General features: G+C 65.6%; 15 protein-coding genes. 8 read left to right on the plus strand and 7 right to left on the minus strand.

The genetic code is table 11. From position 1 onward, the window contains the following. Positions 1-12 precede the first annotated feature (12 nt). Positions 13-198, minus strand: coding sequence for an LPS translocon maturation chaperone LptM (lptM, locus tag ACYVKM_RS05155; RefSeq protein WP_460876302.1), 186 nt, complete (start codon positions 196-198; stop codon positions 13-15). A gap of 119 nt (positions 199-317) precedes the next feature. Here lptM and ACYVKM_RS05160 point away from each other — a divergent pair, with 119 nt between their 5' ends. Together ACYVKM_RS05160 and ACYVKM_RS05165 are read left to right on the plus strand one after the other, a co-directional pair. After that, entirely contained in the window at positions 318-1,010 is a 693-nt protein-coding gene (locus ACYVKM_RS05160; RefSeq protein ID WP_460876304.1) for a hypothetical protein, read from the plus strand. Positions 1,011-1,214: 204 nt separating this feature from the next. Continuing rightward, positions 1,215-1,487 (plus strand): hypothetical protein, encoded by a 273-nt coding sequence (locus ACYVKM_RS05165; protein ID WP_460876306.1) that lies wholly within the window; start codon positions 1,215-1,217, stop codon positions 1,485-1,487. Between the two features lie 51 nt (positions 1,488-1,538). Here ACYVKM_RS05165 and ACYVKM_RS05170 read toward each other — a convergent pair whose 3' ends face one another. Further along, on the minus strand, positions 1,539-3,038 hold the full coding sequence (locus ACYVKM_RS05170) for an efflux transporter outer membrane subunit (RefSeq protein ID WP_460876307.1): 1,500 nt from the start codon (positions 3,036-3,038) through the stop codon (positions 1,539-1,541). A 133-nt stretch (positions 3,039-3,171) separates the two neighbouring features. Next, positions 3,172-3,645 (minus strand): GNAT family N-acetyltransferase, encoded by a 474-nt coding sequence (locus ACYVKM_RS05175; protein WP_460876309.1) that lies wholly within the window; start codon positions 3,643-3,645, stop codon positions 3,172-3,174. Positions 3,646-3,914: 269 nt separating this feature from the next. Here ACYVKM_RS05175 and ACYVKM_RS05180 point away from each other — a divergent pair, with 269 nt between their 5' ends. Then, the gene (locus ACYVKM_RS05180; RefSeq protein ID WP_460876311.1) at positions 3,915-5,399 is read left to right on the plus strand and encodes a RimK family protein; all 1,485 of its coding nucleotides are present in this window, start codon (positions 3,915-3,917) and stop codon (positions 5,397-5,399) included. A 37-nt stretch (positions 5,400-5,436) separates the two neighbouring features. On the opposite strand, the gene ACYVKM_RS05185 is transcribed toward ACYVKM_RS05180, so the two are convergent. Beyond that, complete coding sequence (locus ACYVKM_RS05185; protein WP_460876312.1) at positions 5,437-5,727, minus strand: hypothetical protein; 291 nt, start codon at positions 5,725-5,727, stop codon at positions 5,437-5,439. A gap of 111 nt (positions 5,728-5,838) precedes the next feature. Here ACYVKM_RS05185 and aroE point away from each other — a divergent pair, with 111 nt between their 5' ends. The 4 genes from aroE (at position 5,839) to ACYVKM_RS05205 (ending at position 9,531) form a co-directional block, all read left to right on the plus strand. Continuing rightward, the gene (gene aroE, locus ACYVKM_RS05190) at positions 5,839-6,669 is read left to right on the plus strand and encodes a shikimate dehydrogenase (RefSeq protein ID WP_460876314.1); all 831 of its coding nucleotides are present in this window, start codon (positions 5,839-5,841) and stop codon (positions 6,667-6,669) included. 2 nt (positions 6,670-6,671) lie between these two features. Continuing rightward, the gene (locus ACYVKM_RS05195; protein WP_460876542.1) at positions 6,672-6,932 is read left to right on the plus strand and encodes a YkgJ family cysteine cluster protein; all 261 of its coding nucleotides are present in this window, start codon (positions 6,672-6,674) and stop codon (positions 6,930-6,932) included. A gap of 108 nt (positions 6,933-7,040) precedes the next feature. Continuing rightward, a complete protein-coding gene (locus ACYVKM_RS05200; protein WP_460876316.1) occupies positions 7,041-8,813 on the plus strand; it encodes a peptide-N4-asparagine amidase in 1,773 nt (590 codons plus the stop codon). Positions 8,814-8,973: 160 nt separating this feature from the next. After that, a complete protein-coding gene (locus ACYVKM_RS05205; RefSeq protein WP_460876317.1) occupies positions 8,974-9,531 on the plus strand; it encodes an energy transducer TonB in 558 nt (185 codons plus the stop codon). 18 nt (positions 9,532-9,549) lie between these two features. Here the strand turns inward: ACYVKM_RS05205 and ACYVKM_RS05210 are convergent, their stop codons facing one another. Together ACYVKM_RS05210 and ACYVKM_RS05215 are read right to left on the minus strand one after the other, a co-directional pair. After that, the gene (locus tag ACYVKM_RS05210) at positions 9,550-10,083 is read right to left on the minus strand and encodes a gamma carbonic anhydrase family protein (protein ID WP_460876318.1); all 534 of its coding nucleotides are present in this window, start codon (positions 10,081-10,083) and stop codon (positions 9,550-9,552) included. Continuing rightward, positions 10,080-11,846, minus strand: coding sequence for a patatin-like phospholipase family protein (locus tag ACYVKM_RS05215; protein ID WP_460876320.1), 1,767 nt, complete (start codon positions 11,844-11,846; stop codon positions 10,080-10,082). The genes ACYVKM_RS05210 and ACYVKM_RS05215 overlap by 4 nt, the downstream gene beginning before the upstream one ends. Positions 11,847-11,988: 142 nt before the next feature. Here ACYVKM_RS05215 and ACYVKM_RS05220 point away from each other — a divergent pair, with 142 nt between their 5' ends. After that, a complete protein-coding gene (locus ACYVKM_RS05220; protein ID WP_460876321.1) occupies positions 11,989-14,061 on the plus strand; it encodes a M3 family metallopeptidase in 2,073 nt (690 codons plus the stop codon). Positions 14,062-14,170: 109 nt separating this feature from the next. On the opposite strand, the gene ACYVKM_RS05225 is transcribed toward ACYVKM_RS05220, so the two are convergent. Next, on the minus strand, positions 14,171-14,380 hold the full coding sequence (locus tag ACYVKM_RS05225) for a cold-shock protein (protein WP_007809889.1): 210 nt from the start codon (positions 14,378-14,380) through the stop codon (positions 14,171-14,173). Positions 14,381-14,618: the final 238 nt, after the last annotated feature.

Genomic DNA, 14,618 nt, shown 5'->3' on the forward strand with positions numbered 1-14,618 from the left:
GTGCGGTTGCGATCAGTGCTGGTCGTTGGTCGATGCTGCGGTGCTGGTCGCCGGAGCTGGCGCCGTCACATGAGGTTTTGCCGTGCTCGATGCCGTGGCCGGCCTGGCTGGTGGCAGCACCAGCGGGCCCTTCTGGCCGCAGCCGGCAAGCAGGGCGGCAACAAGGCAGAACGGCAGCAGCAAGAGGGATGGGCGCATGGCGAGGTTTCCTGTGGACGGCTGCAGTATAGCGAGGCCGGCTGAATCGGCCGCAGCGCCGGGCCATCGCCGTTATGATGCTTGTCTGATCGCACGCCGAGGCAACGAGGTACGACACGATGGACTGGAGCACGCTGTTGCGCATGCCGATGACGGTGCTGCTGGTGCTGGCCGCCGTCTTCCTGCTGATCACGCTGGTGCAGCTGGTGGTGTTGCGCCGGCACCTGCATCGCGGTCGCCGGCTCGCAGCCAGCTGGCGTGCACTGCTGTGCCTGCTCTGCTTCGCCGTCACCCTGCTGCTGGCCGGTACCGGCTTCGCACTGCGCGGCTATCGGCTGCTCAGCGAGGAAACCCCGGTGGTCGATATCGATGCGCGCATCCTGTCGCCACAGCGCTGGGCGCTTGCCCTGAGCTGGCCGGATGGTGGCCTGCAGCAGGTGCAGCTGTCCGGTGACGACTGGCGGGTCGAGGCAGTGGTGCTGAAGTGGAAACTGCCCGCGTTGCTGGCCGGCCTGCCGCCGCTGTACCGGCTCGACCGGCTGTCCGGCCGGTATGACGATCCGGCACAGGAGGCCAGCGCGCCGCGTACCGTGATCAACCTGGGTGGTGAGGCGAGCGCCTTCGATCTGCTCACGCTCAGCAAGCGATATCCGCAATGGCTGCCCGAAGTGGACACTGTTTACGGCAGCGGCGCGTTCCTGCCACTGGTGGATCAGGGCCATTACAGCATCAGCCTGATGCGCACCGGTGCGCTGGTGGCGCGGCCGGATGACGCCACTGCGCAGCGGATCGGCTCCCGATTCGGCGGTTGAGCAGGTGTACTGGCACCGGTGGCGATGATGCCCAACTGCAGATAAATCGCAGGAACTTGAGCCATCGCGGCATCGGATCGCACTGTTAGATTTGCGCGGCAGTCTGCCCGGTCGCCTGGCATGCATGGGGGGAGTCCCGTGCCAGCTCGAACACGATTGCAACCGGGGCGGGCTCGTCGAGCCAAACTCAACCAGGAGAGCAGCATGAAGCGTATGCAGTCCATCGTAGTGATTGCCGGTCTTGCATTGGCCGCCACCGCCGCGTTCGCGGCACCGCCGGTGCGCGATGTCAGCGCACGGCACCATCCGAATATCGCCGCCGCGCAGCGCCTGACCGACCAGGCGTTCAAGCGCATTACCGATGCGCAGCAGGCCAACGAATGGGATATGGACGGTCATGCGGCAAAGGCCAAGGATCTGCTCGACCAGGCCAGCCGTGAACTCAAGATGGCCGCCGAGGCAGCAAACCACCACTGATTGCTGCAACAACGCGTGGACGATCCCGCCCGCAATGGCGGGATCGTTGTTTTAGCGACCTGATGGCGTGCTGGTGGAACTCGTTTTGACGGCATCGGTGCCCGCGGCTGGCGCCGATGCCGGAGCCGCCGTGTCGTAGCCGCCGCCAAGCGCCTGGATCAGCTGCACCGAAAGATCCATCTGCTGACTGTCCAGAGCCGCCATGCGCTGGTCGGCGGCGAGCAGTTGCTGACGGGCGACCAGTGTTTCCAGCGAGCTGCCCAGGCCACCCTTGTAGAGTTTCAACGCATCGTTCCAGGCCTGCCGGGCATCCTGTTGCGCACGCTGTTCGGCGGCGAGCTGGGTGCGCATCGACTTGAGCGCGGAGTAGTCATCGGAGACTTCATTGACCGCGTGGATGAGGGTTGTGTCGTATTGCGCCACCGCGTGGTCGTAACCGGCGTCGGTCGCCGCCAGGTTCGCCCGTCGCCGGCCGCCATCGAAGATCGGCAGGCTCAGCGCCGGGGTGATGCCGTAGGTGCGGGCCGGCAGCTGGAACAGGCTGGTGCTGTCGCCCACCGCGACGAAACCGGCCATCGCGCTGAGGCTGATGTTCGGCAGGAAGGTGGTCTTGGCCGCCTCGATCTCCTTGCCGGCAGCCTCGACACGCCAGCGCGCCGCCACCAGATCGGCGCGGCGACCGATCAGGTTCACTGGCAGGTTGTCCGGCAGCGCGAGATCGAGCGGCGTCAGCAAGTGTGGCCGCGCGATCTGCAGGCCGCGGTCGGGACCTTGGCCAAGCAGCACCGACAGGCTGCTGCGCATCGCATCGATCGCGCGCTCGGCCTGGGCTTTCTGCTGTTCGGCGCTGGCCACGGCGAAGTCGGCCTGATGCAGTTGCTGCGGTGTGCCCAGGCCGGCGGCGAGATAACGGCGAGCCAGCGCGAGCACCTTGCCGGTGCGCTGCAATTCCGCGTCGGCCACGTCCTGCTGGGCGAACGCATAACCAAGCTGGATATAGGCGCGTGCCACGTTCACCGACAGCTGGATGCGCGCGGCATGGGCATCGATCTCGGCGGCACGGCTGCGCCCCAGCGCGGCCTCCCACGCGGCGCGCTTGCCGCCCCACAGGTCCAGCCCCCAGGAAAAATCGAGCGTAGCCGATTTGGCCCAGGCAAACGTGCCCAGATCCTCGATCGGATAACTGTAATCCTTGCTGGACAGTCGCACGCCGGACGCCGCCAGATTCGCATCCACCTGCGGGCCGCGGGCCGCGTTGGCGCCCTGGACTTGAGCCTGTGCCAGCTTCGCCAGCGCATCGGCGGCCGCCAGCCCGGGATTGTTCCTCAGCGCTTCGTCGATCAAGGTCGACAGTTGCGGATCGCCCAGACCGACCCACCAGTCCTGCGCCGGCCATGCTGCCGGGGTGAGCTGGATGCCGGCCAGGCTGTGCTCGATGGCGAGATGCTGCGGGTCGGTCAGCTGGCCATCGGGATGCAGGCCACGGCTGGTTGCACAGCCGGCCAGTGCCAGGGTCAGCGCGGTTGCAAAAGAGAGGATGCGGACGGACATCGGGAAAGCTCACAAGACAGGACGCGGTACCGCGATACCCCACTATTCCCCGAATCGCGGCGACATTATAAGCCCGGTACCGCCCTTCGCGTGGCGTATGGCATCGACCGGGCTGCTTCAGTCCAGCGATCCCTCAGTCCAGCGATTTCTCGTAGCGCCAGGCATGGGTGCCATCCTGGTAGTAATGCTGGTAGTGGCCGATATGCCGGTAGCCGTGGCGTTCATACAGGCGTACCGCACCGGCGTTGTCGTCGCGCACTTCCAGCCGCACGGCGTTGCAGCGACGCTGGCGGGCCGCTGCCTCGATGGCTTCCAGCAGGGCGGCACCGACGCCCTTGCCGCGCGCCTCCGGCTTGCTGGCGATCGAATAAAGTCGTGCCACGCGGCTGCCCTTGCGGAAGAACACCACCGCGGTGCCGAGGAAGTTGCGGTGATTGGCGCTGGCCACCAGCACCAGCGCGGAGTCGCTGTCCAGGTGCCGGCGGTATTGCGCGCGGCTGAGCCGATCGGTGTCGAAGCTGCTTTCCTCCAGTGTCACCAGATCATCCAGGTCGGACAATTCGGCGCGGCGCACGCGCACGCTGGCGCTCGCAGGAAGTGGATGCATGCTTTCGGGTTCCTTCCGGCGAGAGTCGTACAGCAGGTGAGCGGGGGTAATCAGCACGCGCGGACTCTAGCAGCCGGTGCCATGCAACACTCGTGTTTTCTGGCACGGCTCGATCACGCTCGATGCCGTTTATTCAGGCTTCAGCGCTTCACCCTTATGTAAGGCAGGCCTTGTGCAGGGCAGGCCCTGTGCCAAACTGCGCGCCTTGCGTGTCCCGCCGCACCATTCGCAGGGCATCTCCGCCATAGCTGGATCACCTGAGTGGTGCCATGACCCGTCTGGTCATCGTTGTCGAAAAAGCCTCCGACTGGAGTTCGTACTACCCCTCCGTCGACGTCATGAGCGCGATGGACTACCTGCGCGAGCCGGTCGGCGGCGACGACGAACGCACCCACGTGATCAACCTGTGCCGCAGCTACAAATACCTGGGCACCGGCTACTACGTGTCACTGCTGGCCGAGGCGCGCGGACACAAGGTGATGCCGTCGGTACGCACGGTGAACGACCTGCGCCGGCGCTCGCTGTACGGCGTGGATATCAACGACCTCAACCAGAAGCTGACCCACTTCCTGCCAGCCGGCGGCCGCGACACCACCGACTTCGGCATCCTGGTCTATTTCGGCGAGACCGCCTATCCGGCGTTGCAGGATCTGTCGCGCCAGGTGTTCGAGTCGTTCCCCTGCCCGCTGCTGCGGATCGAGTTCGAGCGCGACCGCGTGTGGCAGGTCAGCTCGATCAAGCCGGTCGGCCTGCAGACGCTGGACGATGCGCAGGAGGATGCGTTCGCCGAGGAACTCGACCGCTTCTCCAAGAAGCTGTGGCGCAAGCCGCGTGCGCGCAAGCTGTACCGCTACGACATCGCGATGCTGGTCGATCCGGCCGAACAGATGCCGCCGTCGAACAAGAAGGCGCTGAAAGCCTTCATCGCCGCCGGCAAGCAGCTCGGCATCGAGGTCGATCCGATCGGCAAGAACGACTACCAGCGCCTCGCCGAATACGACGGCCTGTTCATCCGCGAGACCACCGCCAGCGACAACCACACCTACCGCTTCGCGCATCGCGCAGAGAAGGAAGGCATGGTGGTGATCGACGATCCCACCTCGATCCTGCGCTGTACCAACAAGATCTTCCTCAACGACCTGATGGTGTCGCGCAAGCTCGCCGTGCCGCGCACCGAGATCCTCTACCGCGACGACAGCAAGGGCATGAAGGAAGTCGTCGCCAAGCTCGGCTTCCCGCTGGTGCTGAAGATTCCCGACGGCTCGTTCTCGCGCGGCGTGGTCAAGGTGGAAAGCGAAAAGGCGCTGGAGCAGGCCGCCGGCGAACTGTTCCAGCACAGTGCCCTGCTACTGGCGCAGGAATACGTCTACACCGAGTTCGACTGGCGCGTGGGCGTGCTCAACCGCGAGCCGCTGTACGCGTGCAAGTACTACATGTCGCGCGGCCACTGGCAGATCTACAACCATGGCGCCAAGGGCACCGCGAAGTCCGGCGGCTTCGAGACGATCGCGGTGAGCGAGGCGCCGGCCGAGGTGATCAAGCTGGCGCTGAAAGCGACCCAGCCGATCGGCGACGGACTCTACGGCGTCGACCTCAAGCAGGTCGGCAACAAGCCGGTGGTGATCGAGGTCAACGACAATCCGTCGATCGATGCCGGCGTCGAGGACGCCCATCTGGGCGACGGGCTGTATCTGCAGATCATGCAGGAATTCCTGCGCCGGATGGAGCGCAAGCGGCAGGGCATCACCGGCTGAAGCCGTGGCGGATAGCCCTGCGCGCAGGAGGCAAGCCTCAATGCCACACAACGTCGTGCTGCACGCGTCGCCGCGACCGGCGCCACGCCAGCAACTGACGCGGCAGCGACGGTTCCAGCACCAGCAGCACGGTCAGCGGTGCACCGACCAGCCAGAACGCCGGTGTCCAGCCGAGCAGCGCGGTACGTACAGGAACCACGGTGCTCAACAGCAAGAGGCTGCCGCCCAGCAGCCACAGCAGGGCGGCGGCAAGCAGGTGTGCGTGACGTGAGGCATGAGGTGTCTGCGGGCGCATCTGGCGTATCCGTTCGGTGAGGGATGGCGGCATCCTGCGATGCACCCATCTCACGGACTGCGACCTGGGTGTGGATGAAGGCCCCGACCGTCATGGCTTGTAGAATGCGTGTCTGCACGCCAGCCATCATCACAGGGAAACCACGTGGATCCAGCCCAGTTCGCCGTGTTTGGCCATCCGATCAGCCACAGCCGGTCGCCGCAGATCCACCATGCTTTCGCACAGCAGTTCGGTATCGCTCTGGAATACCGCATGATCGACGCGGTACCCGCCGACTTCGTCACGGCGGTGCGACGTTTCTTCGGTGATGGCGGTCGCGGCGCGAACGTCACGCTGCCGCACAAGGCAGCGGCCTTCGCCCTGGCCGACCAGCACAGCGAGGCGGCCACGCGCGCCGGCAGTGCGAATGTGCTGACCCGGCTGGCCGACGGCAGGCTGGCCGCGCACAACACGGATGGTGACGGCATGGTGCGCGACATCACCGAACGTCATGGCGTCGATCTGCGCGGCCACACCGCCTTGCTGCTCGGTGCCGGCGGTGCCGCGCATGGCGTGGCGTGGAACCTGCTGGATGCCGGCGTGGATACGCTGACCATCGTCAACCGTTCGCCGGAGGCTGCCGATGCACTGGCCGATGCGATCGGCGAGCCGGCGCGGGCGCATACCCGTTACTGGGAGGATCTGGCCGACATCGGCAGTTACGACCTGATCGTCCAGGCTACCTCGGCCGGGGTGCTGGGCACGTCGCTGCAGCTGCCGTTCTCGCTGGTCGGCGCCCGTGCGCTCTGCTACGACCTGTCGTATGGCATCGCGGCCAGCGGATTCCTGAGCTGGGCGAAGACCGCCGGCGCACGCTACGTGTTCGACGGCCTCGGCATGCTGGTGGAAACCGCCGCCGATGCGTTCGAGCTGTGGCATGGCCAGCGGCCGGATACCGAGCCGGTATATCAGTTGCTGCGCCGGCAGACCGCGTGAGCATGCTGGCCTGTCGAGCCGGCTGTGGCGCCTGCTGCATCGCGCCGTCGATCAGTTCGCCCATTCCCGGCATGCCTGATGGCAAGCCGGCCGGCGTCCGCTGCGTGCAACTCACTCATGACAACCGTTGCGCGATCTTCGGCGATCCGCGCCGGCCGGCGGTGTGTGCCAGCCTGCAAGCCGAACCGGCGATGTGCGGCAGCGACCGTGCACACGCGCTGGCGTGGCTCACGATGCTGGAAACGGCAACTTCCTGCGCCTGAGTCATCGTTACGGGCGGGGGCCAAAATGCTGACGGCATCTCCATTTCGGCCCGGCTGCGCTGTGCTAGCGTAAACGGACAGGGGGCATCATCACGTGGGGATACGCGCATGTTGCCGAAGGGGTTCTTCCGTCGTTGCCTGGCAACCGCCGGGCTTTCTGTGGCGTTTGCCTGCAGCGCATTTGGTGCCGCTGCCAGCACCAGTCCGGTAGGTTCGACCAATGTCACGGTGGCCGATCCCACCGTGCCGCGCCCGCCAGGTACACCTTGCGTGGTGCAGCTGTTCAGCAACGAGACCTTCACCGATTTCAACACCCGGCCCTATGCCTATACGCCACCAGCCGGTTGCGGCACGCGTTGGGCCAAGGTGGTACTTGAGGCGGATTTCTCGGTCACCGCCGGACGTCAGTACGACCGCACCGCCACGCTGTGGCTGGGCGGCGTGAACCTGTACTTCGGTACCACCGAGGAACCTTCGTCCGCGGTGGCGCCGAGCTGGCATGTCGAGCGTGACCTCACTGACTACAGTGCCTTGTTGCGGCAGGCCGGCAACGGCCAGGCGATCATCGGCAACGTGGTCGACAGCACCTACACCGGAGTGATCGCCGGCAGCGCACGGTTGTTGTTCTACCCGGTTTCTGCGCGCACGCCAGCGGCATCCGCACCGGATGCGGTGTATCCGCTTGGCAGCGACCCGGTGGGCAGCACCACCGAACTGGACAATTCCGGCAGCCAGTTGATGAAGGCGCTCAGCCTGCCGCGCAATGTCGAGCGCGCCTATCTCGATGTGTTCGTGCAGAGCCAGAATGCCGACGAATTCTGGTACACCTGCGTACCCGATCAATATGCCGCCGAGGTACAGGAATGCGGCGGTGGCAATTTCCGCGAGGCCGAGATCAGCATCGACGGGCAGCCTGCGGGCGTGGCCCCGGTATATCCATGGATCTATACCGGTGGCATCGATCCTTACCTGTGGCGCCCCACGCCGGGGGTGCAGACGCTGAATTTCATGCCATACCGGGTTGATCTCACGCCGTTTGCCGGTGTGCTCAGCAACGGTGCACCGCATCAGGTGTCGGTGAGCGTGGCCGGTGCCAGCAATTATTTCTCGGCCACCGCCAGCCTGCTTGTTTATCTGGATGCGCATGCGAAACAGGTCAGCGGACAGATCGAGCGCAATACGCTGGTCGGCCAGTCGCCGACTCCGACGATCAGCGACACCCTGAATACCGATGCCTCCGGCAACATCACTGGCGACATCAACACCAACCTGAGCCGGCATTTCATCATCCAGGGTTATGCCAACACCTCGCACGGTCGCGTGCATACCAAGGTGGAACAGACGGTGGGCTTTGCCGACACCCAGGGTTTCACCATCAACGCCACCACGTATCGTCAGGTAACCGACCAGCTGACCTCGGCCGACAGCGTCAGCCAAAGCAGCGTCGGCGGTTTCGTCACTGGCGAATACCGCGAGCGTGTGCGTTATCCGCTGCATCTGGACATCAACGAGCAGTTTGCGGCTGACGGCAGTTTCACGCTTGCCACGGTGGCACATCAGGATTATGCGAAGCGGGGCGAACATGAGCTGTTCGGCATCACGCTCTATTCGGCCAAGGTGAACAATACGGTGGACAGCGCCGATACGCTGGACTTCGACGCCAGCGGAAACGTGACCGGCCATACCGGCCAGCAAAGTGCGCAGACCTTCGCGTTCCAGGATTCGCTGGGCGGTTGCTATCGCCGTGACGTGGGCACGGCCAGTGGTGCCGTATCCAGCTATGACAGCGGCAAGGGCTGCCCGGATCATCAGAATCGCGTGTACTGGTTCACCCATCCGGACGGTTCGCCCGATAACGGCAACACCATGCTGGGTTGGTGAGGATCGGGCCGTCGCCGCCCGCGCTGGCGGCGACGGCTACCTGCCTGCGCTGCGCCGCCACATGGTTGAAACACGGCGCGGCTATCGTGGCGGGATCCGCCGGGAGCGTGTCGACTGCGGCATCTTCCGCGTGCGGCCGAAAGCCCATGCAGCAGGTGTCATGTTCCGTTTTCTCTCCGTCGTGTCGCGCCGCCACGCGCTTGTTCTCGTTCCATTGCTGCTCGTGATCGTGGCTGGCGGTGGCGTCTTCTGGTACAGCTACGCCACGGCGAACGCTTCACCGAATGTCGCTGCCGGCACGCCATCCGGTAGTGCGGCAGACGCATCGAGTGACGATGCGCAGAGCGGTACTCACATCCTGCTCGGCCTGGCCCGCGATGCGATGCACGACGGTCGCCTGGTAGCGCCGGCGGGCAGCAACGCCTACGAGTTCTACCTCAGCGTGCTGCAGCTGGAGCCGCAGAACCGGGGTGCGCAGGAAGCCTTGCGGGAATCCTTTCCGCGTGCCGCGGAGGAAATCGAGCGCACCATCAACCAGAATGATCTGGACGAAGCGCGGCGGGAGATTGATCTGCTGCGCGAGTTCGACAGCACCAACTTCACGCTGGCCCTGCTCGGCGGCAAACTCTCGGCGGCACGCAACATCGAAACGAAACGGCACGAGGCGGAAGCCGAACGCATCCAGCAGGCGAATGCCGGGCACGCAGCAGGGATGTAAACAGGCGTCGCGGCACCCTCAAGCAGAGGCCAGGTACTCGTCCTTGAGTCGCACGTAATGGTCGGCCGAGTAATGCAGCTGCTCGATCTGGCGGTCGCTGAGCAGGCGCACGAACTTCGCCGGGTTGCCCAGCCACAGCTCGCGCTCGCCGACCACCTTGCCCGGCGGAATCAGCGCTCCGGCGCCGACGAAGCCGTACTTCTTCACCACCGCGCCGTCGAGCACGCTGGCGTGCATGCCGATCAGGCAGTAGTCCTCGATCGTGCAGGCATGCACCACCGCGGCGTGGCCGATGGTGACGCCCGTGCCGATCAGGCACGGAAAGCCGGGGCCATACGGGCCGGCGTGGGCGACGTGCACGATGCTGCCGTCCTGGATGCTGGTACGGGCGCCGACGCGGATGTAGTTCACGTCGCCGCGAAGCACGGTGCCGGGCCAGATCGACACGTCGTCGCCGAGCACCACGTCGCCGATGAGGGTGGCGGCCGGGTCGACGTAGACGCGTTCGCCGAGGGTGGGCGTGATGCCCTTGAAGCTGCGCAGGGAATTCATTCGCGCATGGTAGCGGCCGGCGCGGCGTTGCGCGCGCGGGCCTCGAGCACTTCGATCGCATGCCGGTAGCCGGCATCGATCGCGCGTTGCCAGTCCTTCCAGTCGAGCATGCCGATGTGCTCCAGCGGCGGCGTGATCAGCAGGTCGGCGCGCTCGCGGCGCTGCTCGCTGGCCGTCTCGCCGTTGACCATGCCGGCACGTACCAGGGTCGAGACCAGGCCAGGCCGGCGGATGTCCTGCCGTTGCTGCAGCAGCAACCGCCACAGCGGCGGCGTGGCCGACTCCTCGGCGGTGGTGAGCAGGGCGATATCGGCGCGTATATCCAGCGCGGTGATATGGGCGATGCCGTCGACGGCCATCACGTCGGTCGGCAGGTTGTTGACCAGGGCGCCGTCGACATGGACGCGGCCTTGATGCAGCACCGGTGGCAGCACGCCGGGAATCGCACTGGAGGCACGCAGCCACAGCCACAGCGCACCGTGCCGGTGTATCGCCATGCCACCGCCGGACAATTGAGTGGAAACACAGAAATACGGCAGCGGCAGATCCTCGATCTCCAGCGCGCCGAAGGCCTGCTGCAGCATCAGCGAAGCTCGTCGGCCGCGTGTCATTGCCACCAGCGGCAACGTCCAGTCCGACAGCGGTCGGCCCTGCACGAATGCACGACGGAAGGTTTCCGTCATCACATCGAGTTCCCAGCCGCAGGCCATGCCGGCGCCGATGATCGCGCCGATGCTGGTGCCGCCGACGGCATCGAAGACATGGCCCGCTTCGCGGAGTGCGCGCAGTACGCCCAGATGCGCCAGCCCGCGGGCACCGCCGCCGGCCAGCACCAGTCCGCGGCCATGTCCGCTGACCAGTCGTGCCAGCCGCGCGATATCGGCACCGGTGCAGACGTGGTGATGGCGCAGCACGCCGCTGAACGGTGCGCGCCAGCGCTGTGCCGAACCGAGGCTGGCCTGGTGACCGGCATGCAGCAACAGCAGATGTCGCGAACGATGGCCGGTACGCTGCGGGTCGAGCAGGGCGGTCTCCGGCCACGGTCGTGCCGGCTGCGCGGCCAGTGCCGGCAACAGCAGCACATCGGCCTGGCGCAGGCAGCGCTGGCGCCATAGCGGATTGCCACTGGCGTCCAGGTAGATCACGAAACGCAACTGTGCCTCGCGCTCGGCGAACCAGTCGCTGCTGCGGCCAGCGCCCTGCTCGCCGTCGATCACCGCGCAGCTGCCGTAAGCTTCCAGCGCCTGCGCCAGCTGCATCGCCAGTGCCCGCGCCGGCACAGCCTGATCGATCGGCAGCATGGCAAACGTGCGCGGCAGCCCGGGCCGGGTCGCATCACGATCGCGCTGCTGCAGTTGCTCGATCGTCATCCGCGCCACGGCCAGCATGGCATGCGGATGGCGCCCGAGCAGGGCCTCGAAGGCGGCGCGATCCAGCCGCAGCAGCTCGGAGTCACGCAAGGCGCGTACCGTGCGGGTGCGCCGCTCGCCGCCAAGCAGACTGACCGCGCCCACGCTTTCTCCCGCCGCGATCAGCCGGACCAGTTCGGCCACCTCCTCCGTCGGCCCGTCGTCGAACACGCCGAGGCTGCCGCTCTTCAGCAGATACAGCGCATCTGCCGCTTCGCCGGATTTGAACAACGGTCGTCCGCCAGGCAGGCCCAGCCACACGAGCTCATGGGCCAGCGCTTCACGTGCCGATGCATCCAGTGGCGCAAACATGGCACTGCGCGCCAACAGCTCGGTGATATCCGATAGCGACATGGCAGCAAGGTTACGGTGCCATCCATGACAAAACGGCATGGCCTGGCCGGATACCGGGGCGGCATGGGGCATGGCATCCGGTCGCATGGCCGCTTGATTTCGGCGGGCGCGGTTGCCACGCTGGCGGCCTCAAGGAGATCCCATGAACCAAGACAATCCGCTGCTGGCCGACGCCACCCTGCCGGCGTTCTCGCAGATCCGTCCCGAGCATGTCGAGCCGGCGATCGACGCCATCCTCGTCGACTATCGCGCCGGCATCGATGCACTGGTAGCACCGGGTGCGCCACGCGATTTCGCGACGGTGATGCTGACCCAGGAACGGTTGGAGCAACGGCTGGCGCGTGCATGGGCGCCGGTTTCGCATCTGCATTCGGTGGCCGATGGCGAGGCCCTGCGCAAGGCCTACGGACCGGCCGAGGAAAAGCTCACCGATCACGCGATCGAACTGGGCCAGAACCGCGCGTTGTACGCCGCCGTGCAGGCACTGGCCGATGCACCGGACTTCGCGACCTTGCCGCGCCCCGAGCGCGCCCTGGTCGAGCATGCATTGCGTGACTTCAAGTTGTCCGGTGTGGCGCTCGAAGAACCGGCGCGCTCTCGCTTCCGCGAGATCGGGGTGGAGCTTTCGAAGCTCTCCACCGAATTCTCCAATGCCGTGCTCGACGCCAGCGAGGCTTGGCACGAACACATCACGGACGAGCGCGACCTCGCCGGCATCCCCGAATCCGGGCGCGCGGTACTGCGCCAGTACGCCGAGGATCAGGATCTGGCCGGCTATCTGGTGACGCTGAAGCAGCCCAGCGTGCAAGCCGTGCTGACCTATGCCGACAACCGGGGTCTGCGTGAACGGGTGTACTGGGCGTACCAGACCCGCGCCTCCGACCAGGGCCCGAACGCGGGCAAGTTCGACAATAGCGCGCGCATCGAGCAGATCATGGCGCTGCGTCACGAAGCGGCGCAGCTGCTCGGCTTTCCCAGTGCGGCGGAAGAATCGCTGGCGACCAAGATGGCCGACTCGCCGGCCGAGGTGCTGGAATTCCTGCGCGATCTGGCCATGCGCGCGAAACCGGTGGCGCAACAGGAGCTGGCCACGCTGCGCGAGTTTGCCCATGACGAACTGAAGCTCGACAACCTCGAGTCATGGGATGTCGGCTACGCCTCGGAGAAGCTGCGCCAGCAGCAGTACGCGCTGGACGAGGAGCAGCTGAAACCGTATTTCCCGCTGCCTGCGGTGATCGACGGCCTGTTCGGCCTCACCACAAAACTGTATGGGATCACCCTCGCCGCCCGTGATGGCGTCGATGTATGGCATCCGGACGTGCGTTACTACGACGTGCGCGATGCCGATGGCCGCGTGTTCGCCGGCGCCTACGTCGACCTGTATGCGCGCAACGGCAAGCGTGGCGGCGCGTGGATGGACGTCTGCCGTGCCCGCTTCGACGACGGCGCCGACTCCGTAGGTGCCGGGACCCAGCTGCCGGTGGCCTTCCTCACCTGCAATTTCGCGCCGCCCACCGAAGGTAGGCCGGCGCTGCTCACCCACGACGACGTGCTCACCCTGTTCCATGAGTTCGGTCATGGTCTGCACCACCTGCTGACCGAAATCGCGCTGCCCTCGATCGGTGGCATCGACGGGGTCGAGTGGGATGCGGTGGAACTGCCCAGCCAGTTCATGGAGAACTTCGGCTGGAATCGCCAGGCACTCGATCTGTTCGCGAAGCACTACCAGACTGGCGAGAAGCTGCCCGACGAACTGTTCGAACGCATGCTCGCCGCGCGGCATTTCCATGCCGGCCTGTTCCTGGTGCGCCAGCTGGAATTTGCGCTGTTCGATTTCCTGCTGCACCTGGAATACGACCCCACCCAGGGCGCACGCACGCTGGCAGTGCTGGAGCAGGCGCGCAAGCAGGTCGCGGTGCTGCATCCGCCGGCGTGGCAACGCTTCCCGCACGGCTTCAGCCACATCTTCGCCGGCGGCTATGCGGCCGGTTACTACAGCTATCTGTGGGCCGAGCTGCTGTCTGCCGATGCGTTCGGTGCATTCGAGGAAGTGGCCGGGCAGGGTGCCAGCGTGATCGACCGGGACACCGGCGAGCGCTTTCGCCACGAGTTTCTCGCCGTCGGTGCCAGTCGGCCGGCGCTGGAAAGCTTCATTGCGTTCCGCGGCAGGAAGCCGGAACCTGAGGCCCTGTTGCGGAGCCACGGCTTGATCTGAACCCCGCAATCCCTGTCGCGTCGTCCGTTCGACGGTGCGACAGGTTTGTTCAAGGCGAAAAAAAGCCCGCCGAAGCGGGCTTTTCAAGATCGCTCAATTCCCGAGGGAATTAGGCAACCTGGACTTCCTCAGCCTGCAGGCCCTTCTGGCCCTTGGTGACGACGAACGTGACGCGCTGGCCTTCCTGCAGGGACTTGAAGCCCGTGCCCTGAATCGCGCGGAAATGCACGAACAGGTCGTCACCGCTTTCCGGGGTGATGAAGCCAAAACCCTTGGCGTCGTTGAACCACTTGACTGTACCGCTCTGACGATCCGACATGTAACATACCTTTGAAGCATTGATGGTTTGCGGCTCGGAGCGAAGTGCACTTGACCGCAAGATGAGCAGGAATTCGGAGTTTTCTCGGACTCTTGCCTCACCAGCATACATCGGAATGCAAGGTTTCGGTGGGTTTTTCGTTGAAATTCATGGCTATTGACTGGCTGGCGTCGCCAAAATGGCGCTATCTGCCCGCCCGAACCGCAGCGCAGCGCCGTTTGACGGCTGCCTGATGTGT

The sequence above is a fragment of the Rhodanobacter koreensis genome (assembly GCF_054782855.1).